This window comes from Roseibium sp. QJM3NY_11, assembly GCF_056173175.1.
This window is the reverse complement of the sequence record NZ_CM149660.1, coordinates 2,720,412-2,746,854: the sequence shown is the minus strand read 5'-3', so window position 1 is coordinate 2,746,854 and position 26,443 is coordinate 2,720,412. Positions and strand designations below refer to the sequence as shown.

Annotated in this window: 22 protein-coding genes; 11 read left to right on the top strand and 11 right to left on the bottom strand. The window is 62.5% G+C overall.

Annotated features, from left to right (window positions below; genetic code table 11):
* From AC0VX3_RS12680 to AC0VX3_RS12670, 3 genes are all read right to left on the bottom strand, one after another.
* A complete protein-coding gene (locus AC0VX3_RS12680; RefSeq protein WP_475525009.1) occupies nucleotides 1-2,040 on the bottom strand; it encodes a cbb3-type cytochrome c oxidase subunit I in 2,040 nt (679 codons plus the stop codon).
* Nucleotides 2,040-2,912, bottom strand: coding sequence for a ubiquinol oxidase subunit II (gene cyoA, locus AC0VX3_RS12675; protein ID WP_475525008.1), 873 nt, complete (start codon nucleotides 2,910-2,912; stop codon nucleotides 2,040-2,042). Before cyoA ends, AC0VX3_RS12680 begins: the two co-directional genes overlap by 1 nt.
* Nucleotides 2,913-3,238: 326 nt before the next feature.
* Nucleotides 3,239-4,489: an allantoate amidohydrolase gene (locus AC0VX3_RS12670; protein WP_475525007.1), complete on the bottom strand. Its 1,251-nt coding sequence runs from the start codon at nucleotides 4,487-4,489 to the stop codon at nucleotides 3,239-3,241.
* 146 nt (nucleotides 4,490-4,635) lie between these two features.
* On the opposite strand from AC0VX3_RS12670, the gene AC0VX3_RS12665 reads away from it, so the two are divergent.
* From AC0VX3_RS12665 to AC0VX3_RS12625, 9 genes are all read left to right on the top strand, one after another.
* Nucleotides 4,636-6,195 carry an ABC transporter substrate-binding protein gene (locus AC0VX3_RS12665; protein ID WP_475525006.1) on the top strand — a complete coding sequence of 520 codons (1,560 nt, stop codon included), beginning with the start codon at nucleotides 4,636-4,638 and terminating at the stop codon, nucleotides 6,193-6,195.
* A gap of 337 nt (nucleotides 6,196-6,532) precedes the next feature.
* Nucleotides 6,533-7,477: an ABC transporter permease gene (locus AC0VX3_RS12660; RefSeq protein WP_342892441.1), complete on the top strand. Its 945-nt coding sequence runs from the start codon at nucleotides 6,533-6,535 to the stop codon at nucleotides 7,475-7,477.
* A complete protein-coding gene (locus tag AC0VX3_RS12655; RefSeq protein ID WP_475525005.1) occupies nucleotides 7,477-9,423 on the top strand; it encodes a dipeptide/oligopeptide/nickel ABC transporter permease/ATP-binding protein in 1,947 nt (648 codons plus the stop codon). The genes AC0VX3_RS12660 and AC0VX3_RS12655 overlap by 1 nt, the downstream gene beginning before the upstream one ends.
* A complete protein-coding gene (locus AC0VX3_RS12650) occupies nucleotides 9,420-10,427 on the top strand; it encodes an ABC transporter ATP-binding protein (protein ID WP_475525004.1) in 1,008 nt (335 codons plus the stop codon). Before AC0VX3_RS12655 ends, AC0VX3_RS12650 begins: the two co-directional genes overlap by 4 nt.
* A 32-nt stretch (nucleotides 10,428-10,459) precedes the next feature.
* Nucleotides 10,460-11,242, top strand: coding sequence for a FadR/GntR family transcriptional regulator (locus AC0VX3_RS12645; protein ID WP_342892438.1), 783 nt, complete (start codon nucleotides 10,460-10,462; stop codon nucleotides 11,240-11,242).
* A 162-nt stretch (nucleotides 11,243-11,404) separates the two neighbouring features.
* Entirely contained in the window at nucleotides 11,405-11,749 is a 345-nt protein-coding gene (locus tag AC0VX3_RS12640) for a trypsin-like serine peptidase (protein WP_475525003.1), read from the top strand.
* Between the two features lie 39 nt (nucleotides 11,750-11,788).
* Nucleotides 11,789-12,262, top strand: a complete 474-nt coding sequence (locus AC0VX3_RS12635) for a trypsin-like serine peptidase (RefSeq protein ID WP_475525002.1) — start codon at nucleotides 11,789-11,791, stop codon at nucleotides 12,260-12,262.
* A 124-nt stretch (nucleotides 12,263-12,386) separates the two neighbouring features.
* Complete coding sequence (locus tag AC0VX3_RS12630; protein WP_342892436.1) at nucleotides 12,387-13,196, top strand: NAD kinase; 810 nt, start codon at nucleotides 12,387-12,389, stop codon at nucleotides 13,194-13,196.
* A 293-nt stretch (nucleotides 13,197-13,489) separates the two neighbouring features.
* Nucleotides 13,490-14,014 (top strand): Hpt domain-containing protein, encoded by a 525-nt coding sequence (locus tag AC0VX3_RS12625; RefSeq protein ID WP_475525001.1) that lies wholly within the window; start codon nucleotides 13,490-13,492, stop codon nucleotides 14,012-14,014.
* Nucleotides 14,015-14,179: 165 nt separating this feature from the next.
* On the opposite strand, the gene AC0VX3_RS12620 is transcribed toward AC0VX3_RS12625, so the two are convergent.
* From AC0VX3_RS12620 to AC0VX3_RS12605, 4 genes are all read right to left on the bottom strand, one after another.
* Nucleotides 14,180-15,211, bottom strand: a complete 1,032-nt coding sequence (locus AC0VX3_RS12620) for a DUF2336 domain-containing protein (protein ID WP_475525000.1) — start codon at nucleotides 15,209-15,211, stop codon at nucleotides 14,180-14,182.
* A gap of 218 nt (nucleotides 15,212-15,429) precedes the next feature.
* Nucleotides 15,430-16,671, bottom strand: a complete 1,242-nt coding sequence (locus AC0VX3_RS12615) for a transglycosylase SLT domain-containing protein (protein ID WP_475524999.1) — start codon at nucleotides 16,669-16,671, stop codon at nucleotides 15,430-15,432.
* Nucleotides 16,672-16,997: 326 nt separating this feature from the next.
* Nucleotides 16,998-17,606: a flavin reductase family protein gene (locus AC0VX3_RS12610; protein ID WP_475524998.1), complete on the bottom strand. Its 609-nt coding sequence runs from the start codon at nucleotides 17,604-17,606 to the stop codon at nucleotides 16,998-17,000.
* A gap of 2 nt (nucleotides 17,607-17,608) precedes the next feature.
* Nucleotides 17,609-18,205: a nitroreductase family protein gene (locus tag AC0VX3_RS12605; protein WP_475524997.1), complete on the bottom strand. Its 597-nt coding sequence runs from the start codon at nucleotides 18,203-18,205 to the stop codon at nucleotides 17,609-17,611.
* Nucleotides 18,206-18,547: 342 nt separating this feature from the next.
* Between AC0VX3_RS12605 and AC0VX3_RS12600 the strand changes: the two genes are divergently transcribed.
* Nucleotides 18,548-19,600 carry a hypothetical protein gene (locus AC0VX3_RS12600; protein ID WP_342892430.1) on the top strand — a complete coding sequence of 351 codons (1,053 nt, stop codon included), beginning with the start codon at nucleotides 18,548-18,550 and terminating at the stop codon, nucleotides 19,598-19,600.
* 152 nt (nucleotides 19,601-19,752) lie between these two features.
* Here AC0VX3_RS12600 and AC0VX3_RS12595 read toward each other — a convergent pair whose 3' ends face one another.
* The 3 genes from AC0VX3_RS12595 to AC0VX3_RS12585 all read right to left on the bottom strand — a co-directional run bounded on the left by AC0VX3_RS12595 (nucleotide 19,753) and on the right by AC0VX3_RS12585 (nucleotide 23,510).
* Nucleotides 19,753-20,601: a lysophospholipid acyltransferase family protein gene (locus AC0VX3_RS12595; protein ID WP_475524996.1), complete on the bottom strand. Its 849-nt coding sequence runs from the start codon at nucleotides 20,599-20,601 to the stop codon at nucleotides 19,753-19,755.
* 311 nt (nucleotides 20,602-20,912) lie between these two features.
* Entirely contained in the window at nucleotides 20,913-22,883 is a 1,971-nt protein-coding gene (gene thrS, locus AC0VX3_RS12590; RefSeq protein ID WP_475524995.1) for a threonine--tRNA ligase, read from the bottom strand.
* 171 nt (nucleotides 22,884-23,054) lie between these two features.
* Nucleotides 23,055-23,510, bottom strand: coding sequence for an Lrp/AsnC family transcriptional regulator (locus tag AC0VX3_RS12585; RefSeq protein ID WP_475524994.1), 456 nt, complete (start codon nucleotides 23,508-23,510; stop codon nucleotides 23,055-23,057).
* Nucleotides 23,511-23,681: 171 nt separating this feature from the next.
* On the opposite strand from AC0VX3_RS12585, the gene AC0VX3_RS12580 reads away from it, so the two are divergent.
* Entirely contained in the window at nucleotides 23,682-24,587 is a 906-nt protein-coding gene (locus tag AC0VX3_RS12580) for a DMT family transporter (protein WP_475524993.1), read from the top strand.
* Here AC0VX3_RS12580 and AC0VX3_RS12575 read toward each other — a convergent pair.
* A complete protein-coding gene (locus AC0VX3_RS12575) occupies nucleotides 24,582-26,372 on the bottom strand; it encodes a B12-binding domain-containing radical SAM protein (protein ID WP_475525174.1) in 1,791 nt (596 codons plus the stop codon). The genes AC0VX3_RS12580 and AC0VX3_RS12575 overlap by 6 nt on opposite strands.
* Nucleotides 26,373-26,443 lie beyond the last annotated feature (71 nt).

Sequence of the window (26,443 nt, the reverse complement as noted above, 5' to 3'; positions counted from 1 at the left end):
CTAAACCGTCCCGGGCAGAGGCGCCCCAGAGGCGGCTCCACGCGGCAGGAAATCACGCATGTCATGAAGGTCCGCCGGACTGATCTGCGCCAGCCGTTCGGTCTCGATCCGGGCAACCTCAGCCGCCGGCAGCACGAAGTCGGTGTCGTCGTCGCAGGCACGGATGCCGACACAGACCAGTGTGAGCACGAAGCAGAGCGCCACCAGCCACCAGATGTACCAGACGAAGGCGAACCCCAGGCCGAAGGCGAGCGCGCCGAGGACCGGGCCGATCCAGGTGCTTTTCGGCATGACGATGTCTTCATACTGCGGCGGCGGCCGGTAGGCTTCCCCCGCGAGCTTCATGTCATGAAAGGCATCCAGGCCGTGAACCTCCGGCAGGACGGCGAAATTATAGGGCGCGGCCGGCGACGAGGTCGCCCACTCCAGCGTGCGCCCGTTCCAGGGGTCGCCGGTGATGTCGCGGGCCGACCCCCAGGTCTTCGCCGAGACATAGAGCTGGATGGCGATACAGGCGATGCCTGCCAGGACGCACAGCGCCCCGATCGCCGCGACGACAAGGTAAGGCTGCCAGTTCGGATCGGCGTAATGCTCCATGCGCCGGCTCATGCCCATGAACCCGAGCACATAGAGCGGCATGAACGCCAGATAGAAGCCGATGAACCAGCACCAGAACGAGCGGATGCCCCATTTGGCGTCCAGCTTGAAGCCGAAGGCCTTCGGGAACCAGTAGTTCAGGCCGGCGAAATAGCCGAAAAGGGCGCCGGGGATGAGCATGTTGTGGAAATGCGCCACCAGGAAGGTGGAATTGTGCATCAGGTAGTCGGCCGGCGGCAACGCCAGCAGAACGCCTGTCACGCCGCCGATGACGAAGGTCACCATGAAGCCGATCGTATACACCATGGACGGGTGAAACTCGATCCGGCCGCGGTACAGGGTGAACAGCCAGTCGAAGATTTTCACCCCTGTCGGCACGGCGATGATCATGGTGGCAATGCCGAACACGGCATTCACGTTGGACGAGGAGCCCATGGTGAAGAAGTGGTGCAGCCAGACGGTGAAGGACAGCAGCGCGATGCACGCCGTCGCATAGACCAGCGACGTATAACCGAACAGGCGCTTGCGCGAGAAGGTCGCGACGACCTCGGAAAAGATACCGAAGGCCGGCAGGATCAGGATGTAGACTTCCGGGTGCCCCCAGATCCAAAGGAGATTGGCGAACATCATCATGTTGCCGCCGTCGCCATTGGTGAAGAAGTGAAACCCCAGCGTCCGGTCAAGCGTCAGTTCGGCGGCGACCACCGTCAGCCCCGGAAACGCGAAGGCGATCAGCACCGAGATGCACAGCGTCGTCCAGGTGAACAGCGGCATGCGCATGTAGGTCATGCCCGGACAGCGGTTCTTGACGATGGTGACGATGAAATTGATGCCCGCCAGGGTGCTGCCGATACCGCTGACGATCAAGGCCCAGAGCCAGTAGTCGACGCCGACGCCGGGGCTGTACTCGATCCCCGAATAGGGCGGATAGCCGGTCCAGCCGGCCTGGGAGAACTTGCCGACCACCAGCGAGACCAGCACCAGGGCGGCCCCTGCCGCTGTCAGCCACAAGCTGACGGAATTGAGGAACGGAAAGGCGACATCGCGGGCCCCGATCTGCTGCGGCACGATGATGTTGATCAGCCCGGTCAGGAACGGCATCGCCACGAAGAAGATCATGATGGTGCCGTGGGAGGAGAAGATCTGCTCGAAATGCTCCGGCGGCAGATAGCCTTCACTGTTGAGCGCGATCGCCTGCTGGGCGCGCATCATCAGGGCATCGACGAAGCCCCGCACCAGCATCACCAGGGCGAGCACCACGTACATGATGCCGATTTTCTTGTGATCGACGCTGGTCAGCCAGTCGGTCCACAGCACCTTCCAGGCACGCAGATAGGTGATCAGCAGGAAGACGGCGAGCCCGCCGGCGACAGTCACTCCCGCGCCGCCCATGGCGACCCAGGAATAAAACGGCAGGGCATCGACGGTCAGACGTCCCAGCATCACGAATTCCCCCGGCAGATCAGTTCGGCCGCTTCACTTTCGTAAGGACCGACGATCGGCGCGTATTTGCGCAAGATGATGTCGAACAGCTTCGCTTCCGTAGCCGAATAATAAGCCACCGGATTGGCTGTGCTGTCCTTGTGAAGTTCCAGATAGGCCGGCGCGTCGAGCACATCCGGCGATGCGGAGACCTTTGCCTTCCAGGCCGTGAAGTCGCTTTCGCTCATCGCATGGGCCTTGAAGTGCTGGTCGGAAAAGCCGTCGCCGGAATACATGGTGTTGCGTCCCGTGAACACGCCCGGCCCGTCCGCCAGAAGATTGAGCTCCGAGCGCATCCCGGCCATGGCATAGATCTGCCCGCCGAGCGCGGGAATCATCAGCGAATTCATGACCGTGTCGGAAGTGATTTCGATGGAAAGCGGCCGGTCCGCGGGAAAGGCAAGTTCATTGACGCTGGCCGTTCCCAGCTCCGGATAGACAAACAGCCATTTCCAGTCGAGCGCGACCGCCTGGACCTTGAAGGCCGGCTTGTCGGAGACCAGCGCCTTGTAGGGATCGAACTCATGGGTTCTGGTCCAGACCAGCGTGCCGAGCACGACAACGATGGCGCCCGGCACCAGCCAGACAACCGTCTCCACGATCCAGGACCCGTCCCAGTCGGGTGTGTAGACGCCGCCGTTCTTTCTCTTTCGGTAGCGCCAGGCGAAGAACAGGGTCAGCACGATGGCCGGAATCGCGACGATCATCATGATCGCAAAGGCCGTGAACAGGAGATCCCGCTCAGCCAGTGCGATCGGCCCCTTGGGGAAAAGCACCGGCGCATCGGAAAGCGCACAGCCCGAAAGCAGAAAACCGGAGAAGACAAGCGCCACTGATGGCGCGATTTTGCGAAGCCATATTGAACAGAAACCGGCAATCACGTCCATTCCGCCCCTTGCTGGAAAGACCAGAGGCAACCGAAACGGATACACCGCCGCCCATGTCTTCGCCCGTGTCACAACCTGTATCTATGTGACTGGATCCTAAAGAGAATCGGTGAAGATACCATGACCGTCACTTCAGGAATCACTTGTTCCGGGAAAGCCTAGCCGAGCACAGCCGCCTTTGAAAGGTCACGGCCGGAGAATCTCACCGGCACGCTCTGCTGCCGGAAACGGCACCTGTTCGGAACCGGATCATCACCAAAGCCGGAGTGATGTCAGCGGGAAGCCCCGGACAGGTCGATCAGCGCCTGCAGCATCAGGTTCGCACCCTGCACAATGTCTTCCCAGTCGCTGTGTTCTTCCGGGGCATGGCTGATGCCCGCACGGCTCGGCACGAAAATCAGCCCGGCAGGGCAGAAGCCCTGCAGCGTCTGGGCGTCGTGGCCGGCGCCGGACGGCATCCGCCTGGCGGGCAATCCGTGCGCGTCGGCCAACTCCGACAGGCGTGCGGCTATGTCCGCATCGAGCCGGACGGGTGCCAGCCAGCTCCGCTCCGTGGTCTCCAGGCTCAGCCCGTGCCGTCCCGCGACAGCAGCAGCGCGCTCCACGAACCCGGACTTGAGCGCACGCATGACCTCTTCGCATGTATCGCGCAGGATGACCGAGAACACCGCCCGGCCCGGGATCGTATGCGGCTGATTGGGGCTCAGCTCGACATGTCCGATGGTGATCCGGCTCTGGTCGGTGCCGTGCTCCAGGATCAGCTCCGGGACGGTCCCGGCGAGTTCGGCCAGGCCGGCAAAGGCATCCGACCGCAGATGCATTGGCGTGGTTCCGGAATGATTGGCAATGCCGGTCAGCGTCAGTTCCAGATAGCAGACACCGGAAACCTCCTCGGCGATGCCGATGGGCAGCCTTTCCTGTTCCAGCACCGGCCCCTGCTCGACATGCAGCTCCAGAAAAGCGGCAATGGAACCGGCAGGCCGCGCCGAATCGAGGATATGACCGGGTTCAAGACCGCTCGCCGCCATCGCGGCGCTCAGCCGGATGCCGTCGGCATCGATGGCACCCTCGATCCAGCCGGCAGTGACCTCCCCGGTGATCGCCTGTGATCCCAGCATGCCACCGAACCGGCCTTCTTCCTCCGATGTCGCGACCACCTCGATCGCCGTTTCCGGTTCAAGACCGGCGTCTTTCATGGCACGGACGCATTCCAGCGCGACACAGACCCCGAGCGCACCATCGAACGCGCCGCCGTTGACGACCGTGTCCAGGTGGGATCCGGCCATGATGCAGGGTCCGTCCGGCGGCCCGAACCGCCCGAAAAGATTGAGGGCGCCGTCGCTCCACACTTTGAGGCCATCGCCCTGCATTTGCGCGGAGAACCAGGCCCGGCAGTCAAGGTCCGCACCGGAGAACCCCGGCCGGTTGTAGCCACCTGTCGCCGGGTCGAATCCGAAGCTGTTGACGCCGGCAAGAAGCGTTTTCAGACGCTCCAGATCGATGGTGGCGGAAGGCCGTGGCATCCGGAATTCTCCCCATGTTTCAGCGCTTAAGCGCCCGATTGGCCTGGAGTCGCACCCCTCAGGCGAAATTAAATATGAAATAATTGTTGAATGAATGCAATTAATCATGATTAATTATTTGTCAGAACACAATGAGGGGAATGGTCATGAAAAACATCCTAGCCGCGGCACTCGCCTCGGCCTTCCTGGCTCTTGCGCCGCAGGCGCAGGCCCAGACACCGCCCAATGTGCTGGTCGTCGGCCAGATTGCCGAACCCAAGTCGCTCGACCCGCATGCGGTCACGGCGGTCAATGACTTCCGCATCCTGGTCAACCTCTATGACGGGCTGGTGCGCTACAAGGACGGCACGCTGGAGGTCGAACCGTCCCTGGCCGAGAGCTGGACGATCTCAGAGGACGGCAAGAGCTACACCTTCAAGCTGAAGGAAGGCGTCACCTTCCACGACGGCACGCCGTTCAACGCCGAAGCGGTGAAATTCAATTTCGACCGCATGCTGAAAGAGGACCATCCCTTTCACGACACCGGCCCCTTCCCGCTGTCGTTCTTCTTCTCCACCGTCGAGGACGTGACGGCCGAGGATGACACCACGGTCACTTTCAGCCTCAACGCGCCCTACGCACCGTTCCTGTCCAACCTTGCCTATCCCACCGGCCTGATCGTCTCACCGGCGGCGGTCGAAAAATTCGGCAAGGATTTCGGACGCAATCCCTCCGGTACCGGCGCCTACAGGTTCGGCGAGTGGGATGCGAACGCAAAGATGGTCGCGGTCCGCAACGAGGATTACTGGGACGGCGCACCGGATCTTGAAGCGGTCATCTACCGCCCGATCACCGACGCCAACACGCGGATTGCCGAAATGCTCTCCGGCGGTCTGGATGTCATGGTCGAGGTGCCGCCCGACAGCCTGCAGCAGTTCAAGTCGGATGAGACTTTCACGGTGCTGGAACAGGCCGGACCCCACGTCTGGTTCCTGATCCTCAACGCCAGGGAAGCCCCCTTCGACAACAAGGCCGCCCGTCAGGCCGCCAACTACGCCATCGACAAGAAGGCACTGGTCGAGAACATCCTGCAGGGCACCGCGGAAGTTGCCGCCGGCCCGACCCCGCCTGCTTTCGCCTGGGCTTATAACGAAAACCTGGAACCCTATCCTTACGACCCGGAAAAAGCGAAGGAACTCCTGAAGGAGGCCGGCTACAACGGTGAGGAAGTCACGTTCTACGTCACCGAAGGCGGCTCGGGCATGCTCGATCCGATTGCCATGGGAACGGCCATCCAGGCCGATCTTCAGGCCGTCGGCATGAACGTCAAGATCGAGACCTACGAGTGGAACACCTTCCTCGGCAAGGTCAATCCGGGCCTTGAGGGCAAGGCGGCCATGGCGGAAATGGCCTGGATGACCAACGATCCGGACACATTGCCGTTCCTGGCCCTGCGCACCGGCGCCATGCCCGACAAGGGCGGCTTCAACTCCGGCTATTATTCCAACCCCAAGGTGGACGAGCTGCTGGAGAAAGCCCGCGAGGTCACCGATCAGGCTGAACGCGCAGCCCTTTACAAGGAAATGCAGGAAATCGTCCAGGAGGACGCCCCCTGGGTCTTCGTCGCCAACTGGAAGCAGAACGCGGTGACGAAAACATCGGTCGAGGACTTCAAGCTGCAACCGTCCTTCTTCCTGATGCTCCAGGACGTCAGGAAACCGCAGTAGGCTGAAAACACGGTCCCGGCGAGCCTTCAGGTTTGCCGGGATGCCGGAATTTGCTTCCTGAACGCAGGGCGGGTCCGGCGCAGGCAGCACCTCTTGCGGCAAATTTCCTGGCCCCTTGATATGGCGGTTCACGGATTGATCGAGAATTCCAGACTACGTGCCGTGCCGTCCCGGCTCAAGGCCGGGGAAGCGCAAGGGACAAAAGCCTCACACCGGCCTGATAGGGAGATAACGCCGGCGAAACTGTTGGCATGATCCTCTTCGGAAGGGGCGACCGGAGCGAGAACCGCAGTTCGAAGTCCTTTGTGACAGCGCTGCGCAAAAGAGGGAGAGAACGTTGGCCGCTTATATCGTCAGGCGTTTGCTCGCCGCCATACCCGTTCTGTTCGGGCTGACCGTGATTGTCTTCCTGATCATGGCCATGATCCCCGGAGATCCGGCAACCGCCATTCTCGGCTCTTACGCCACCCCGGAAAATGTCGCCAGGCTCAACCGGGACCTCGGCCTCGACAAGCCGCTGGTCCAGCAGTATTTCATCTGGATCGGCAACCTGTTCCAGGGCGACCTCGGCCGTTCCTACACCCTCAACCGGCCGGTGCTCGACGAGGTGCTGGAGCGGTTCTCGGCAACCCTCATCCTGGCCGGCACCTCGCTCATACTCTGCTCGATCCTCGGTCTGCTGGCCGGTATCGTCTCCGCCGTGCGGCAATACGGCTGGGCCGACAAGATCATCACGCTGCTGGTTCTGATCGGCATCTCGACGCCGTCCTTCTGGCTCGGCCTGCTGCTGATCCTGATCTTTGCGGTCAATCTCCGCCTGTTCCCCGCTTCCGGCATGTACGCGATCTATGGCGGCGGTGATCTGCCGGACCTCGCGTATCACCTGGCCCTGCCCGCGCTGACCCTGTCGGTGGTCGCGACCGGCGTGATCGCCCGCCTCACCCGCACCGCCATGCTGGAGGTGCTGCGCCAGGACTATATCCGCACGGCCCGCGCCAAGGGCCTGTCGGAGCGCAAGGTCATCTACAAGCACGCCTTCAAATCCGCCCTGGTCGGTGTTGTTCCGGTGATCGGCATCCAGGCCGGTTTCGTCATCGGCGGCGCGGTCTATATCGAGACCGTGTTCCAGTGGCCCGGCATCGGCTCCATGCTGGTGACCGCCATCTCCACCCGGGACCTGCTGCTGGTGCAAGGCGGTGTGCTGGTCGTCGCCGCGGCCTACGTGCTCTTCAATCTGGTCGCCGATGTCGTCCAGACCGTGCTCGATCCGAGGTTGCGCTGATGAGCGACATCTTGAGCCCGGCGACGAAGTCCGCCCGAAAACCCGGCCGCAAATCCGCCCGGCCCGGCACCCTCGCCCTCCTCCTGAACAACACGCTCGCAACCGGTGGCCTGATCATTCTGGCCGCCGTCTTCCTGGTGGCGCTCGCGGCGCCGATCCTGCCGCTGCCGAACCCGGATGTCACCGCCCCGGCCAATCGCCTTCTGCCGGTCTTCAGAGATGGCCATCTGCTGGGAACCGATCACCTCGGCCGGGACCTCCTGTCGCGACTTGTCTGGGGCACGCGCGTGTCGCTTGCGGTCGGCCTGTCGGCAACGGTTATCGCGGCCTTCTTCGGCTCGCTTCTCGGCCTGGTGGCCGGCTATGCGGGCGGGCGCACCGACACGTTCATCATGCGCGGCATCGACATGGTGATGGCGTTTCCCTACATCCTGCTGGCGCTCGCCATCGTCGCGGTTCTGGGACCGGGACTGCTCAACGCGCTTTACGCCATCGCCCTGGTGAACATTCCCTTCTTTGCCCGCAACATCCGCGGCATCACCCTCGGCCTGTCGCGGCGCGAATTCGTCGATGCGGCGCGGCTGTCCGGCAAGTCCCCCGCACAGATCCTGTTTCTGGAAATCCTGCCCAACGTGCTGCCGGTGATCGTCATCACCATGTCGACCACGGTCGGCTGGATGATCCTGGAAACGGCCGGCCTGTCCTTCCTCGGCCTCGGCGCCCAGCCGCCCCAGGCAGACCTCGGTTCCATGCTCGGCGAAGGCCGCAAGATCCTGTTCACCGCGCCGCATGTCTCGATCATCCCCGGCCTGATGATCTTCGTCCTCGTCATGAGCATCAACCTGTTCGGCGACGGCGTGCGCGACATTCTCGACCCGCGTCTCAGGGCCGGTTCGCTGACCCGGCCGGTCTCGCGCACGGCTGTCGAGCGAGACGCGTCCGATATTCCCGCCCCCTCCGCTCAGGGCGGAGTTCTGGAAGTCAGGCAGATGCGCACCGAATTCCGGATCGGGTCTTCCGTCTACAAGGCGGTCGGCGGCGTCGACCTCAACCTTCAGCAGGGCGAATGCCTGGGCATTGTCGGCGAGAGCGGCTCGGGCAAATCCGTCACCGCCATGTCGATCATGGGCCTGGTGCCGACGCCGCCCGGCCGCATAGCCGGCGGCGCGGCCTATCTGGAAGGCGAGGATCTTTTTGCCGCCAGCGACAGGCGCATTCGCGACCTGCGCGGCGGGTCGGTTGCCTATGTCTTCCAGGATCCGCTGTCGACCCTGCATCCGCTGTTCACTGTTGGCGACCAGCTCAGGGAAGCGATCACGGCCCACCAGCCCCTGTCCGGGGCAAAGGCAACCGCAAGCGCCGTCGAATTGCTGTCTCTGGTGCGCATTCCCAACCCGGACGAGCGCCTGGGTGCCTATCCCCACGAACTCTCCGGCGGCATGCGCCAGCGGGTCTGCATCGCCATGGCGCTCGCCAACGACGCCAGGGTGCTGATTGCCGACGAACCGACCACGGCCCTCGATGTCACCGTCCAGGCCCAGATCCTGACCCTGATGAACGGTCTGCGCCGTGAGCGCAACGCGGCGATCCTGTTCATCACCCATGATTTCGGCGTGGTCTCTTCCATCTGCGACCGGGTGGCGGTGATGTATGCGGGCCGGATCGTCGAAACCGGCACAACCGAAGAAGTCCTGAACAGCCCGCAGCATCCCTATACGGCCAGGCTGATCGAATGCGTGCCGGTTCTGGGACAACCGGAACGCCGGCTCGATGCCATCGAAGGCCGTCCGCCCGTTGTCAACGACCTGCCCGCGGGCTGCGCCTTCGCAGATCGGTGTCCCCGCGTGCAACCGGCCTGCCGGCAGGGAGAAGTCGAGCTGGCCATGAGTTCCGGCACCCGTGGCGTGCGCTGTCTCTTTCCGCTGACTTCGGGAGCCACCGCATGAACGCGTCGCGCCGGAAGCCGGCGGGAGGCGAAGCGCTCCTCACCATCGAGGCCGTCGAACGCATCTTCGGTGGCGGGCGCAAGCTGTTCGGCGGTCACCACCCGGCTGTTCACGCGGTTCAGGGCCTCAGCCTCGATGTGAAAAAAGGCGAGACGCTCGGCGTGGTCGGGGAATCCGGCTGCGGCAAGTCCACCCTTGCCCGCCTTGTCGTCGGTCTGGACCTGCCAACCTCGGGGACGATCACCTTCAATGGCGAGGATCTGACGGCTCTGGCCCGGAAGGACCGCAGAGCCCTCGCCCGCAAGATCCAGTATGTTTTTCAGGACCCGGTCGCCTCGCTCAATCCGCGCAAGACCATCCGCACCATCCTCGAAGCCCCGCTGAAGCACCTTACCGGGCTGAACGCCGACGGACGCAAGCACCGGCTGGACGAGCTTTTACAGGCGGTCAACCTGGCGCCGGAGTTCCTGGACCGTTACCCCCACGAGTTTTCCGGCGGCCAGGCCCAGCGGATCGGAATTGCCCGGGCGCTTGCCGCAGGGCCTGAGCTGATCGTTCTGGATGAACCGGTGTCCGCGCTGGATGTCTCCGTGCAGGCCCAGGTGCTCAACCTTCTGGACAAGCTGAAGGACGAATTCGGCCTCACCTACATCTTCATCAGCCACGACCTCTCGGTCGTGGAAAGCGTCAGTGACCGGGTGGCGGTGATGTATTTCGGCCGCATGGCCGAGCTTGGCCCGGCAAGGGACATCTTCCGGCAGCCGCTGCATCCCTATACCGGCCTGCTGATGCGCTCCGCCCCCGCCCCCGGCCGGCACGACCTCCTGGCCGAGGATGCCACGACCGAATTGCCCGACCCGTATAACCCTCCAGCGGGCTGCGCCTTTGCCGCCCGATGCCCGAACCGGACCGACACATGCGTTACCGCGAGGCCCGCGCCGGATGAGGCCACCGGCGGACCGGATCATTTCGCGGCTTGCTATCATCCTCTGGGGCGGGCATAGGCTCTAACAAGGGGCAACCAGATTATACGGTCATGAGAATTCCTGAAGGCGCAACAGATCCGAAGACCCGCAAACGGCTGAGGCGGTCCGACCTGGTCGCCCAGCAGATCCGCGAGCAGATCGTCGAGGCGGGCTTGCGGCCCGGAGACCGGGTGCCCAACGAATGGCTGTCGCCGGATGCCGTCAGGGTCGCACGCGGCACCTTGCGCGAAGCGCTCAAGGTGCTTGAATACCAGGGGCTGATTTCAACCCGAAGCGGACCCGGCGGCGGCGTCTTTGTTGCGTCGGTGGAACCGGGTGAAGCCATCCGCCTGCTGGACAACCTGTTCCTGTTCGACCAGCCGTCCATTGCCGACATCTACACACTGCGCAAGCAACTGGAACCGGAACTTGCCGCCTCGGTCGCCGGCACCCTGACGGAAGACGCCTTCCAGTCCCTGCAGGGCTGCATCCGGCTCTACGAGGACGAGCCGAAGACCGCGGAAGAGGAATACGCGCAGCGCCTCGCCGAACTCGATTTCCACGAAGAGCTTGCCCGGCACTGTCCGAACCCGATCCTCGCCTTCACCTGTTCGTTCCTGCTCAGCCTGCTGCGCGACATGACCGTCTGCCGGTCCATCTACAAGCAGCCCAACCCGAACCTGAGGGCGACGGGCCTGCATTATCAGGTGCAATTGCTGCGCGCGATCAAGGCGGGGGATGCGGAACTCTGCCGCATGATCATGCGCGGACATATGATCGAGGCAGAAAAATACATGCTCGAGCGGGCTGCCATGCGCGCCCGGCGCGGCGCGCCATCGCCCGCGGCACGATAGGCCGAGCGCCGATCGACGGCCGCAGCGGGATCGAACGATGCCCTTTGCCGGATCGCCGAGCCTGACGGCGTTTCCGCCACCTGCCACCGTGTTTGTCCGGCCGGTTTCAGTCTCCGTTAAACCGCATGCCGGACAATGGGACCCGCAACGGGACCCGAAGACATGCTTGCCAGTGCAAAAAAGCCCCGACCGAAGGCTGCGGCGCCGGGCCGATCGCTGCGCCGCTGGACAACACCGGTCATTGCGGCCGTCGCCGTGTTGGCAGCCATTCCCCTGTCCGTTGCCGGCGATCTGACTGTCATCGACAGCACCGAGGCACCCTGGCCTTCCATCGGGCGGGTCAATGTCGGCGGTCATCGCTCGACCTCCATGTGCACCGGGACGCTGATCGCCCCCGGCATCGTGCTCACCGCCGCCCATTGCCTTTTCAACAAGAAATCGCTCAAGCCCTTTCCGGTCGAAGATATCCATTTCATCGCCGGGGTTCGCCGTGACGAATTCGCCTAGCGTCTGGATGCCGCCTGCGTCCTGACCGCGAAAACGTATGTGCCGCGAACGGGCCCGAAACTGCGGGACGTGCACAATGATGTCGGCATCCTCGTGCTGAAGGACGCCAGCTCCCTGCCGCCCGTTCCGGTTCTCTCTCCGGCCGATGCCGGCATTCTGAACCGGGACACGCGGTTCCGCTCCGTCGGCTACCGGCGCAGCCGTCGGTTCCTGCCCACGCTCATACCCGCCTGCCGTGTCCTGGGCACGGTGGGGGAAAGCTGGGTCACCGACTGTGCTTCCGAAAGCGGTGCCTCGGGCGGCCCGCTTCTCGTCGAAACGCCTCACGGGCTCCGGGTCGCCGGCGTCATGTCGGCAAGCATCGATGACACCCGCTCCGCGATCGTGCCTTTTTTCGCCTGGCAGGAGCTGCTGGAAAACCCGATGTGCCGGGCGCCGGAGACTCCCGCGAAACCGGCTCTGCGGAGTTCGATCGCGGACAACGGCCGGCCGGCGAACACGGCCGCCAGGTAAATTTTCTCTGCCCCTTGGCGCACAGCCCGGTTATGGTGCTGCTCCACACCCTTGGCCGGCACGCTGTTCGACAGACGGACGTCCGGGACCGGGCAACGCTGTCAGACACAGATCTCCGCAGGCCATGAACCAATCCCTCCCGCCCGATCCAGAATTCCTCCGTCCCGCCGCGACGGAAAAACTCGCCTTCGTCTCGAGCGATACAGAGGAAGCCCGCGAAGCGCTCGAAGAGCTTTCCGAGCGTTATGGCAACGTCCCGCCACAGGAAGCCGACGTGATCGTCGCACTTGGCGGCGACGGCCTGATGCTGCAGACGCTCCATGCCCACATGGGCTCCGGCAAGCCGATCTACGGCATGAACCGGGGTTCGGTCGGCTTTCTGATGAACGAGTACCGGCACAACGATCTGAAGGAACGGCTTTCAAAGGCGGACGTGACCACGATCCGGCCTCTGGAAATGACGGCCACCACCGAAGACGGAAATGTTCACAAAGCACTGGCCATCAACGAAGTGTCCCTCCTGCGCCAGACCTCCCAGGCCGCGCGCCTCAGGATCTCGGTCGACGGCCGGGTCCGGCTGGATGAGCTCATTTGTGACGGCATCATCGTCGCGACACCGGCCGGCAGCACCGCCTACAATCTGTCCGCGCACGGCCCCATTCTGCCCATTAATGCCCAGCTCCTGGCCCTGACGCCGATCAGCGCGTTCCGCCCGCGAAGCTGGCGCGGCGCCCTTCTGGCGAACGGAGCCCGGGTGGACATCGAGATTGCCGATGCCTCCAAGCGCCCGGTCAGCGCATCCGCGGACCATACCGAGATCCGGAATGTCACCCATGTCGCCGTAAAGGAATCGACCGAGGCGCAAGGCGTGATCATGTTCGATTCCGATCATGGCTGGGACGAGCGTATCCTCACGGAAATGTTCCGCTACTAGAGCCGTTCCCGCTCGGATTCGTTGATTTGACCGGAGCGCCCTTGTTTGCGGATGAGGCGACTTGCACGCCTTGGTGCAAACACCAGGAGCGCAAGCCAACGAAGTCAGCGAGCAAATCAGCCAATCTGAGCGGGGAAGGCTCAAACTGTCCAACCCGACAGGACAGTTTCTTGTGCGGTCGGTCGCCGATCTCGTCTCGCATCGGTGGTCCGGCAACGCCCTGTTAAGCATGTTTACCGATACTCGTGGTCAACGGTTCCCTGCCGGACCTGCTGATGAGGACACCAAGCGTTATGGCTGACACCGCCAAGGATGAGGACTACGAGATCCTGTCCCCGCCAACCAACCTGCGCGACAAGGTCAGGGAACTGACACCCCGGGAAGCCAGGAAGTTCGATCCCGTCAAGGCGGCGGAGGCGGCGTTGGCACGGCTGTCCCCCCAATTCGGCAACTGGATGGACGATGAGACCAGGACGCTCATGAGCGCGTGGCAGGCGGTTCGATCCGACGGGCTGAACGAGGAAACGCTGGCGACCCTGTTCCAGGCAACCCACAACATCAAGGGTCAGGCTCTCACACTCGGCTTTCCACTGGTCGGCCAGGCCGCCGCCGGCTTCTACCACCTCATGGAGAACATCCCCTCCCCGGACAAGCTGCCGCTCGAACTGGCCGAACGCTACGTGACGGCCATCCGCGCAATGGTCATGGAAGGCGCGAAGAACGACGACAACAAGACCGGGGTCGCCCTGCTGAACTCCCTGAACAGCGTCACCGCGGACTACCTGGCCCAGTTTCCGAAGAAACCCGACGAGAGCTGATAGGGGCGAACGCTCGCAAATTCAGTCTACCCCGCACGACGCTCGGCAATGTGCCGCTTTTGCAGCCCCAGGGGCCGAAATAGCAAACCAATCCGTTGTTACTGGAAGTAACAGACCACTTCGTTCGGCCTAAAGTTCAAGACTGCCGCGCAAACTGGCGTCGCCTCACGCCGCCGCAGTCACCTGCAAGCGGCTGTTTCTGACCAGCAGCCGGGCTTCCAGACGGGCGACGTCGATGGCGAAGCGGCGCAGGAATGCGACCACGTCCTCGTCGGCCCCGAGCGCCCCGTCCTGCATTTCCGCAAGCAGTGTTTCGGTCAAGGCGCGGGCCTCATCGAGGGCAAGATCGTAGGTGAAGTCGGCCTCCGCCTGGCGGGCAATATCGATCGCCAGCAGGAACGCCTGATGCGCGCGCAGCGGCAGGCCGGCCTTTCTGAGAATCGCCTGGAGCGCGGACCGGCGCACGGTGATCAACAGCTTGCACAGGCGCGGCAGGGGCACCTGCCCAAGGTTGGCGAGAGCGGCCGCGAAAAACCGCAGCCGGCCGCAGCAGACCGCACGCAGCATCAACCGCGTCGTGAGCTTGCCGTTGGCGCGCAGATGCTCGACAAATTCTGGAAGGTCCTCGGCGCCCGCCTCCAGCGCCAGGCGCAGAACCACCTTGTCTTCCGCGTCGCTCAGAAACGAATGTCGCTGATTTTCCGGAACCCGCTCCAGCACGATTGGATGGTCGTCCAGGTTCTCGGCCAGCCGCATCAGCAGCTGATAGCGCACCGCAAGCGGCAGATCCCGGGTTTTCAGAAGCTGGTCGCACAGGTCCGGCCGGTCCTCGAAGCGCTGCGCCAGCCGAAGCAGCGAGGATTGAAGAACCTGGGCGCCGGTGTTCTCAAGCAAGGTTCTGCACGCCGTTTCACATCCAACCTCGCAGATCGCGGCGCAGACGGATGCCGCCAGTCCCGCGCGCCCGGCGATCGCCCCCTGCACCGCATCGCTTCCTTCCGCGACAAGATCGACCAGTTCGACATCGGTCAGTATCGGCGAGCAGGCAAGAACGGGAAGCGCGACCTCGTCGACATCGCTGGCAAGGCAGCGAATGACGTGGCCGGGGGCGTGCGGGCTCGAGCGCAGGGCTTTCGCAATCGCCTTGCGGACGGCCCGGCTCGGATCGTCGAGCAGGATGGTCAATGCCGCCGCCATGCTCGTCCGCTCCCTGCAGCCGGCTTCGGTGGCCAGATAACGCGCCGCGATGTCACGTGCGGCCTGTATATCCAGGGGTCGCTCATCATCTTCATTCAGCTGCAAAAAGTCGTGTATGGTCATGGCGGTGAAACAATCTTCCCAAGTGTCAGATCCAGTCTGGCATCAAAGGCTTAACGATCGGTTCACCATAATTTTGACGAGGGCCAGCCAGCGGCCTAGGCCGGTGGCAGCAAGTCCCTTTGCTCTTCTTCGGCCTTCAGGCGAAGGAAGCGGGTCAGATCCAGCGGTCCGCCCTGGTTGGCCAGGGCCAGTTCCTGTGCCTGCACCTGACTGGACGTCCCTGTCAGCGAACTGAACAGGGCGGCTTCCTCGACGGCGGAAAAGGCCGAGGCGAAGCGCGTGTTGACCTCGGCCCGGGAAGAGCCGTCGTCATTGCGGAACAGGGCCTCGAACGGACTTGACGTTTCCGTTGCCTGGAAAGCGGACAGCACCCGTGTGGTCGCATCGAAGTCGCTTCCCTTGATCGAAGCCTCATCCGGGTCGCGCGGCGCGCGGCGGACCTCGGGTAAAGGCACGCCCGCTTCGGCAAATTCAACCGGGTTGTCCGCAGGAAGCTGCGGTACCGCGGTGGCGGCCGACGCAACTTGAACCGCCGCCTGCGGCTTGCCCCGCATGGCGAAGGCAGCAGCCGGATCTCCGGCAAGGTGATCGAACCCCCCGCTGTCGAGCGGTGCTCCTTGGACAGGTTCCCCAGTCGGCTTCGCTGTCGGCAGCGCGGCAACCTGGGTCAGTTCGCCGGACGAGCGCAGGTTTTTCTTGCCGCTCGCCTGTGCGATCATGTTGACCGCGTCATGCTTGGAAACGATGACCTCGTAGACTTCCTGCATGGACCGGGCCTTGCCGCTACGGTCATAGAAAATCGGTTTGTTGGCACGCGCCTGGGGCGCGAAGATCCTGTCGGCCCGCATGTCCGGATTGGCGGCGGTCGCGTCGATCAGCTTGCCGGCACCATTGGCACCGAGAAAATGCGCCATGTAGAGCTCGCCGTCCGTCGGCTCGCGGCCGATCCTGCGTTCAAGGTGCTGCGCGTTTTTCTGCGTCAGCGCCCCCGCCATGATCGACGATATTTCCGGATCCTTCCGCAATTCCAGGATTTCCCGGCGCATCTGTGGATCGCTGACAAAGTACTTGCCGCTCTTGGAACGCTGAATCTCGTCGGAAAACTTTTCCAGCCCGTGTTTCGGTCCGGCTTCTTTCAGGGTTTCGAGCCAGGTGGACTCGATGAACTGGAACAGGCCGGTTGCGCTCGACGTTTTTGCCTTGGCCGCCGGATTGAATGACGACTCCCGGGCGGCAGTTTTCACCAGGTAGTCAAAAGACGTCCCTGTGGAAGTACTCGCAGACTGGAAAGCAAGCTCGATCCGTGACGCGACCGAGGTAGTGTCAGCAACAAGCATGACGCTGTCTCCTCGACGGAACTAAGTTATCTCTTCGTTAACTTTCGCGCTCGAATGGTTAACAAAACCTTAACAGCCCACAGGGTGGCGCCTTTTCGGACGGTGGCGGATAAGTTTTTTCATCGACCTGCGCAGATCTGCCGATACACGTGCCCGCAATTGCGGAAATCAAGGCAAATCCGGACATTTTCCCGGGAAAATCCCGCCAGGAAAACGCAGCCGCGCGAAGCCTGATAGCTCTCGCCGACCGAGTCGGCAACCTTTTTCAAACAAAAACGCCGACTCCGCCGGCGTCTTGTCCTGTCAAACCACGTCACATCAGGACATCAACCCTCAACCTTGGGCCGGCCCATCTCGAAAACCTCGGTCACGGCGGCATAGTCCATGTAGCCGAGCCGTGCCAGGGGCTTGTAAAGAGTGACATCGACCCGTCCGTCGACAATCACGCTGTCGTCGATGTGCACCCCGACGACCTGGCCGAAGATGACGTAGCTGTCGGTTTCGGCACCATCGAGCCCCTTGAGACGAAGTGTCTGCAGATGCCGGCATTCCAGCGCGGTGACGGCCTTGGCAACGCGCGGTGCCCGCACCAGCCGCGACGGCGCCATTTCCAGGCCGGACAGGTCGAACTCCGAGGTTTCATGCGGCACGGCAGCGGAGGTCTGGTTCATCGCGTCCCTCAGGTCCCAGCTTGCCATGTTGCACACGAACTCGCCGGTCGCGTCCACATTGGCGACGCTGTCCTTGTAGCCGGTTGAGGAAAACATCACGATCGGCGGCGCGTCACTGACCGCGTTGAAGAAACTGTAGGGCGCCAGATTGGCGCGCCCGTCCCTGTCGAGGGACGAAATCCAGCCGATCGGCCGCGGTGCCACAATCGCCTTGAGGGGATTACGCGGCAGGCCGTGGTCGTTTGTCGCAGTGTCGTAGAACATGTTCAATCAATCTCGGTCCAGGTGGTGATCAGGTCAGAAAGGTTTGGACGGGGCCGCTCGACGGGGGGCTGGGTCGCGGTTCCGATATGGACGAACCCGGCGAAGCTCTCTCCCGGGCGGGCTCCCAGATAGCGGACCGCCAGGTCATCGAAGCTGTACCATTCGCTCAGCCATTGCGAGGCGAAGCCGGATGCGGCTGCCGCCGTGACCAGGTTCATGCACACCGCGCCGGCGGACAGTTGCTGCTCCCACAGCGGGATCTTGGGGTGTTCGGCCGCCTGGCTGACGACGCCGACCACGAGAGGCGCCCGGGTAAAGCGGGTCCGTTCCTTTTGCCGCTGTTCGTCGTCAAGCGGCCCGCTGATCCTTGCGTAGCGTTCTGCCAGCCAGCTTCCGATCTTCCGGCCTGCGTCCGGCCGGTACAGGATAAATCGCCACGGCGCCAGTTTGCCATGGTCGGGCACCCGCGCCGCGATGGTCAGGATCTCGTCGATCTGGTCGTCGCAGGGTCCGGGTTCCGTCATGGTGACGGACGGATGCGAGCGCCGGTTCTTCAGGAAGTCCAGTGTCGCCGGCGATCCGGCTGTAAAACTCGGCATGCAGAAGTCCTGTCCTGCGGTTTCGGTCCTTGCTCCACCTAATTCATTGACCGTAATTGTCAACTTTAATGGCCGGGTCTTGAATTTGCCGGATTTTCAGGCGCATTAGTCACGCGCCGGCGTCACGCATCGAAGCTAGGCATCGGAGCCAGGCATCGGGCAGCGCCGCGCACAGGACACCGGCCCGTTCCGGACCCCGATCCGGTCCGGCGCAGGTACCAACCGCATCGGCAACGGGTGACACGGGTTCCAAAAGACTGGTAAACCTTTTCGAGTCGAAATGATAATAAAGTGGGCATGGTGAACACACAAACTGACACAGGCCGATTTGGCATCAGGCGCATGATCCGTTGCGCCGCGATCTGTACACTGTTTCTGGGCCTTCCGGCTGCGGGTCTGTCGCCGCAGGCCCTGGCCCAGTCGGCCGAACTGCCGCCGCCCCCGGCTCAAAAACCGGACCCTGATGCCCCTTCGAGAGCACCGGAAAATCCGATCATCAACCTGCTCGACAGGGAACCCGAGCCGCTCTTTTCCGATACGCTCGTTCCATATGCCCCCGCGCGCTCCGCCACGACCGGAATTTCCGGCGGCCTCCAGCAGGGAGCGCTGTACCTGATGGCCAAGCTCACGCCGGACAGCCCGCCGCTGAATGAGGGTCTGATCTGGCGCATCTATTCCGAGACGACCAATACGGACGGCCGGCTTCAACTCGTCGCCACGTCCAGCGGCGGTGACGCCGACTTCCGCCTGGATCCCGGCACCTATCTGATTCACACCGCCTACGGCTTCGCCCAGGCCACCAACCGGATCGTGATCGGCAAGGAAGTCCAGTCCAAGATGGTCACGCTCAATGCCGGAGGCATCAAGTTCGGTGCTGCCCTCAAGGACGGCGAGGACCTCGACGGCAAGCCCGTGTCCTTCGAAATCTTCGGCATGGATTTCAATCAGCGCGGCGAACGCCACGTGATCGCTCGAGACGTCAAACCCGGATCGATCATGCGGCTGAACGCGGACACCTATCACGTTGTCAGCCACTACGGGAATGCCAACGCCACCGTGCGCGCCGACATACAGGTGCTGCCCGGCAAGCTGACGGAAGCGACCATCTTCCACAAGGCGGCCGGGATCACGCTGAAACTGGTCAATGAACGTGGCGGCGAGGCGATCGCCAACACCACCTGGTCGGTACTCAGCCCCGGCGGCGACATCGTCGTGGAAGCAACCGGAGCCTTTCCGGATTTTGTGCTCGCCGAAGGTGAATACGAGGCCCTCGCCCGCAACAACGGCCGCACATATCTTCAGACCTTCAGGGTCGATCCCGGTGAGGACCGCGAGGTCGAGGTGGTCACGTCACTGAGTGAGTTATCAGTTCAGGAAGTCGGTTCAAGCAACTGATTTCAAAAATAAATTTATCAATTTACCCGCGATAAAAACTGCTGTTCCGTCGGCATGCGGCTCGGGTACGGAGTCCGTTTCCTGCGCCGGAGGAGCCTCGGCCGCGCTCACCTGGACCGGACATCATCGCGAAGTGCGAACCTGAAGCCGGCTCAGCGCCTGCGGCCGAGCAGCCCGTTCCCGCGCGCCGCCGGCGCCATTTCCAGGACCTGGGTCTGCAGGAAATCCATGATTTCCTTCTGGTCGCCGAAGCCGGACAGGGTTTCGAAGGGGATCGGCCGGCCGGCACGCGCGGTGATCACCGACCCGAGAATCCGCCGGAACTCGCGCACCAGCAGCGACAGGCGCAGGGTCAGCGAATATTTGCTGACCAGATGAAACAGCCAGGAGTTCTGGCCGTCGAAATACAGCGGCAGCACGGTGGCCCTGGACGAACGGATCATCTTGGCAGTGAAGGTCTTCCAGGGAAGTTCCTCGGCACGGCCGAACGGTTTTGCCGCCGTGGCCACTCCGCCGCCCGGAAAGACGATGATGGTGGTGCCTTCCGCAAGCAGGCGCAAGGCTTCCTTGCGGGTTGCCATGTTGGTCTTCAGCGCATCCTTGGTTTCCTCGAAATCCACGGGCAGCGAAAACGGCCGGACTTCGGGCACCTTCAGGAGTTCGTTGTTGATCAGGATCTTGAACGGGCGGTCCAATTTCTCCGCCAGCGCCAGGAGCGCAAGCCCGTCACCGATGCCGTAGGGATGGTTCGCGACCAGAACCAGCGGGCCTTCCGGCAGGTTCTCCGGCGGCCACTGGCCGTCCGCCACGGAAACGTTGAGATTGATCAGGCCGAGAAGATCGCTCCAAATATAGTCCGACGTGCCGACCATGGTGTCTTTCCACACGTCGTAGATGTCGACCAGTTTCCGGCGCCCGGAGATGCCCTCGATGGCGCGGATGGTCCACCGCTTCAAGGGCGGCTGTTCCGCATTGGCATAACTGAATTCAGCGTGGTTCACGGCTGTGATCTTGGTCCCGAGAGAGTTCTGGCAAATCCGGAACCCAATAGCAAAAATTCTGTTTCACGAGTGTGACAGCACATTGCCTTTTTGTCTCAAGGAATGTGCCGCGCCATTCAAGCATCGATAACGCGCACCTGGACAATGCCAACGCTCGATATCCGGATGCCCGGTCAATCGCGACCGGACACCCGCCAGTCAGGCATATGCCCCAAAGGAAGGTCCTGGCACAAGCTGTCAGTTTTTACCTTAACCTCGTGGAATACCAGGCTCGAAAACAGCGTCCTGTCCGTCGAGCCTGGTATCACGGCTTATTTCAGGTCCGGCGGCGTTGCTTCGTCCACAAAGGCGGCAAGCGCCTCTTCGAGACCCATGGATGTCTGGTCCCTGGAGCCGAGACGGCGGACGTTGACGGTCCGCTCTTCGGCTTCCCGCATGCCGCAGACGATGATCACCGGCACCTTCGCAAGCGAATGCTCACGAACCTTGTAGTTGATCTTCTCGTTGCGGAAATCAGTCTCGACCTTGAGTCCCCTGGACTTCAGCAGATCGGCAACTTCCTGGCCATAGCCGTCAGCCTCGGACGTGATCGTGGCCACCACAATCTGCAACGGCGCGAACCACAGCGGGAAATGGCCGGCATGGTTCTCGATCAGGATCCCGAGGAACCGTTCCATCGAGCCGCAGATGGCCCGGTGGATCATCACCGGCGTCTTCTTCTCGCCGTCACTGTCGACATAGAACGCGCCGAAGCGTTCGGGCAGGTTGAAATCGACCTGGGTCGTGCCGCACTGCCATTCACGTCCAATGGCATCGCGCAGGGTGTATTCGAACTTCGGTCCGTAGAAGGCCCCCTCGCCCGGCAGGATCTCGGTCTTCACCCGGCCTTCCGACTGCGCCTCGATCTGTTTCAGAACCTCGCCCATGACCTCTTCGGCGTGGTCCCACAGATCGTCGGTGCCGACGCGCTTTTCCGGGCGGGTCGACAGCTTGACGACGATCTCGTCAAAGCCGAAGTCCTTGTAGACCGACAGGATCAGGTCATTGATCTTCAGGCACTCGTCCGCCATCTGATCCTCGGTGCAGAAGACGTGGGCATCGTCCTGGGTAAACCCGCGCACGCGCATCAGGCCGTGCAGCGCGCCGGACGGCTCATACCGGTGCACCACCCCGAATTCGGCGAGGCGCAGCGGCAGGTCGCGGTAGCTCTTGAGGCCGTGCTTGAAGATCTGCACGTGACCCGGGCAGTTCATCGGCTTCAGCGCGAACACACGGGCGTCCTCGGCCTCCGGGTCGGCGGACTGCACGGAGAACATGTTCTCCTTGTACCAGCCCCAGTGACCGGACGTTTCCCAAAGCGACGTGTGCAGCACCTGCGGCGCGTTCACTTCCTTGTAGGTCTCTTTCAGCACCCGGCGCTTGTAGGCGATCAGGTTCTGGAACATGTCCCAGCCCTTCGGATGCCAGAAGACGACGCCCGGGCCCTCTTCCTGGAAATGGAACAGGTCCATTTCCCGGCCAAGCTTGCGGTGATCGCGCTTTTCGGCTTCTTCCAGCATGTGAAGGTAGCCTTTCAGCTCCTTCTCGGTGTGCCAGGCGGTCGCGTAGATGCGTGACAGCATCTCGTTGTTCGAGTCGCCGCGCCAGTAGGCCCCGGCCACCTTCATCAGCTTGAAGGCATCGCCGATCTGTTTCGTGGACACCATGTGCGGGCCGCGGCACAGGTCCAGCCACTGGCCCTGCCTGTAGATCTTGAGATCCTGGTCTTCCGGAATGGCGTCGATCAGCTCGACCTTGTAGTCCTCGCCCTTGGCCGCGAAGTAGCGTTTGGCTTCCTCGCGCGACCAGATTTCCTTGGTGAACTGCGCGCCGCGCGAAATGATCTCGCGCATCTTCTTCTCGATGACAGGCAATTCTTCCGGGTGGAACGGCCAGTCGTCGCCGCTGTCCGGATGGACGCGCTTGAAATCGTAGTAAAATCCGTTCTCGATCACCGGGCCGATGGTGACCTGCGTGCCCGGCCAAAGTTCCTGCACGGCTTCCGCCATCACATGCGCCGCGTCGTGACGGATCAGTTCAAGCGCGCGCGGGTCGTCCCGCGTGACGATCTCGATGGCGTGGCTGGTGTCGATCTGGTCGCTGAGATCTCTCAGCTCCCCATCCAGAGACATCGCTACAGCCTTCTTGGCGAGCGATTTGGATATGCCTTCGGCGACCGCCAGTCCGCTGGTGCCTGCCTCGTATTCGCGCACGGAATTGTCGGGGAAAGTCAGTTGGATCATCGGTGTTCTCCTGCTCACTCCTGCAGACAAGGCAGGTAAGCTGTTGATCGTCTATCGAATGGGCGTGGCATACGGGATTCAGGGTAACGCGGCAACCTTTTCCCGGACTTTCGCCTGTCTTTTATGTCGATATTCCCTCACCTGACTTCAAGCCGGAAACTCCGGCTGCCGCTAGTCACCTCCCGCGCCGGCAACGACCAGCGGAGGTGGACGGCGGCGGATCGGCTGGGATTTCACGATCGACGTGCTGGTTTCCGCCTTGTCGGAGATGCGGTCGAGAATGCCGTCCAGAAGATCGATCGACGGGATCATGAGCCGGGCGACGAAACAGTCCTCGCCGGTGACCTTGTCGCACTCACAGAATTCCGGAATGTCCTGGATCAGCTGCTGGACAATGTGCAGCTTTCCCGGCAGCGGCCGGATACGGACGATGGCCTGCAGGCTGTAGCCCAGCGCCTTGGGATCGATATCGGCGGTGAAGCCCCGGATGACGCCCCGGTCCTGCAGGCGCCGGATCCGTTCCGACACGCCGGGTGACGACAGACCCGCCTGGGCGGCCAGGTCCTTCAGCGACAGGCGCGCATCGCCAATCAGGGCTTCGATAATTTTTCTGTCAATCTCATCCATCTTCATTCCAAAACTTTTCAAGCAGCTTCACCTAACAAGATACAGAAATATTCGACTTTGTCCTAATTATTCAAATGGAAGCATTGCGCCGGTTTTGACAGACTCCTGCCATCGTCAATTGCCGGATGGCCCGCATCTGCGAGCGGACATCCCTTGCTACAGGAGGCAGATATGGACAGAACCTTACGCGGCGGCGCCGAAATGACCGCCGCGATGACCATTCTCGGAACCATAGGATTGTTCGTGGTGCTCTCGGGCCAGGCAGCCGTCGACGTTGTGTTCTGGCGCTGCGCGTTCGGCGCGCTGGCGCTTGTGATCATCTGCGTCGCGCAGGGTCTGTTCCGGCGGCAACTCACCTTGAAAAAGCTCGGCATCGCGGCAGTCGGCGGTGTCGCGATCGTCGTCAACTGGGCAATGCTGTTTACCGCCTATGGCGAGACGTTGATCGGCGTCGCCACCGCCGTCTACAACACCCAGCCGTTCATTCTGGTCGGCTTCGGCGCGCTGTTTCTGGGCGAACGGATCACGATTGCCAGGCTTGGCTGGCTGGCGGTCGCCTTTGCCGGCGTCCTCCTGATTGTCCTGTCCAGGCCCGGCGGTGCGGACTATGCCGGATCGCACTACGCGCTCGGCATTGCTCTCGCCCTGGGTGCCGCATTCTTCTGGGCGGTGGCGGCGCTCCTGACCAAGAAGCTCACCGGCACGCCGCCACAGCTGATCGCGCTGATCCAGGTCTGCGTCGGCATCCTGATGCTGGCTCCGTTTGTCAGCTGGCAGGCGCTGCCGGAAGGAACAACCGCCTGGGGCGCACTGATCACCCTCGGCGTGGTCCACACCGGCATCATGTACATCCTGATGTACGGAGCCGTTCAGAAACTGCCGACCTATCTGCAGGGCGCGTTCTCGTTCATCTATCCCGTGGTGGCGATTGTCGTCGACTATGCCGCCTTCGGCCACAGGCTGCAGCCGCTCCAGCTCATGGGAGCCGCCGCGATCATCCTGGCCGCAACGGGCATGACATTCGGCTGGCGTCTGGTTCGCACCCGAAAGGCGGCCGCGACCGCCTGCCCGTCATGACGGTGTCGCCGCCCGCGCCCGGTCCTTGCCGGCCTTGCGCAGGGCGGCGTCGCGGACCTGCCGGGCCACGGCTTCCGTGCCGCCGCGCGTTTCCCGGATCATGGCAAGGTCCTCTTCCAAGGTCCCGTCCATCGGACCAATCGCCAGATCGGTATAGTTGCGCCGGTCCGGTGACGCCTTGACCCTTCTGTAGATCCGGTAGACCCGCCACACCGCCGAAAGATAGGCCCAGTGCTTGGAAACGATCTCCGCAAGATAACGCGCGTAGAAGGGGACCGGGTGCTCACGCGGCAGACCGACGCGCCGGTCGCTCCGGACCTTCAGCCGGAAATAACCGCCCTCCAGCGGATGTACGCCCTCGCACTCGACCATCAGCTTGAACCACATCATCAGGAACAGCTTGTTGCCCGGCCGCCCCTTCCTGTGGGCGGCCGCGCGGCGCAGAACCGTCTCGATATGCGCGTCCGAATAATAGTTCTGCCAGGCTTCCCGGTAAGCTTCTTCCCATTCCGCGTCGCTCATTTTCGGATGGTGGGTCACCCGGTGATTGAGATCGTATTTATTGGGATCCGGATCCATCCAGACGCCCTTCGACAGCAGCACCTTGTGATCCTCGGAGCCGGGCAGCGGGGTCAGGTAAAAAAACTCCAGCAGGTCGAGCGGAAGCTCTTTCTTGATGATCTCCACATCCCGGAGAACCGCCTCCTTGGTGTCGCCCGGAAAGCCGATGATGTAGCCGGCATAGGTGGTCGCGCCGTGAGCGCGCCATTTCTGCAGCATTTCGCGGTATTCGGTGATCTTGTTCTGGCGCTTTTTTGCCGCCAGCAGATTGTCCGGATTGATGTTCTCCAGGCCGATGAACACCCGGTTCACACCGGCGCGGGTGGCTTTCTCGATGAAGCCGTCGATCCGGTGGCACAGGGTGTCCACCTGGATGATGAACTTGATGTCGAACTTTTCCTTCTGCCGCAGCAAGATCAGCCGGTCGAAAAGAGATTCCCATTCCCGGTTGCGGGCGAAATTGTCGTCCGTGATGAAAAACCGGTTGATGCCCTGGGCATGGTTTTCCCGGATGATCCGTTCCAGGTCATCGGCGGAACGGAACCGGCTCTTGCGGCCCTGCACGTTGATGATGGTGCAGAAGGAACACTGGAACGGGCAGCCGCGCCCCAGATCGAAGCTGGAATGAGACCCGGCGGTGAACTGAATGTGCTTGGACGGCAGGATCGGCGTCGGCTCACCTCCGAGCGAAGGCAGATCCGCCATGAAATCGTAGAGCGGTTTCAGCGTGCCGTTGAAAGCGTCCCGGAGCACCATGTCCAGCCTGCGATCCTCCGCTTCGCCGGCGAAATAGCTCACGCCCTCTTGCTGCAAACCGACCATGTCCGCAGGCATCTCGTCGAGCATGGAAATGCAGCCGGACACGTGAAATCCGCCGATCGCCGTCTGCAGGCCCTCCGCCATGAACTTGCGGGCGAGATCGGTCGCCCTCGGAAACTGGTTCGACTGCACACCGACAAGGGCGATCAGCGCCCTGCCACCCTGTTTGCGGATCTGCGCGGCGATATGCGCGGGACGAACCCGCTTGTTGGTTTCGTCAAAGGTGTGCAGGTGAATGCGAACCTCTTCGCCAAGCGCATGTCTGTCGCGGGCGGCCTCCGCAAGGCCGTTCAGACTGGCAAGCGTGTTCGACGGGATTGCCGAGCGAAGCCACTGGATCGGGTAGCCGTCGTCATCGTAATGGGTCGGCTTGATCATCACGAGATGGAAGTCGCGCGCGCTCATGTGCCATTCCACCTTCCGGTTGAAGACCATGAGGGTTGCACTCACCTTCCGCTGGGTCAATCCCTTCTCGT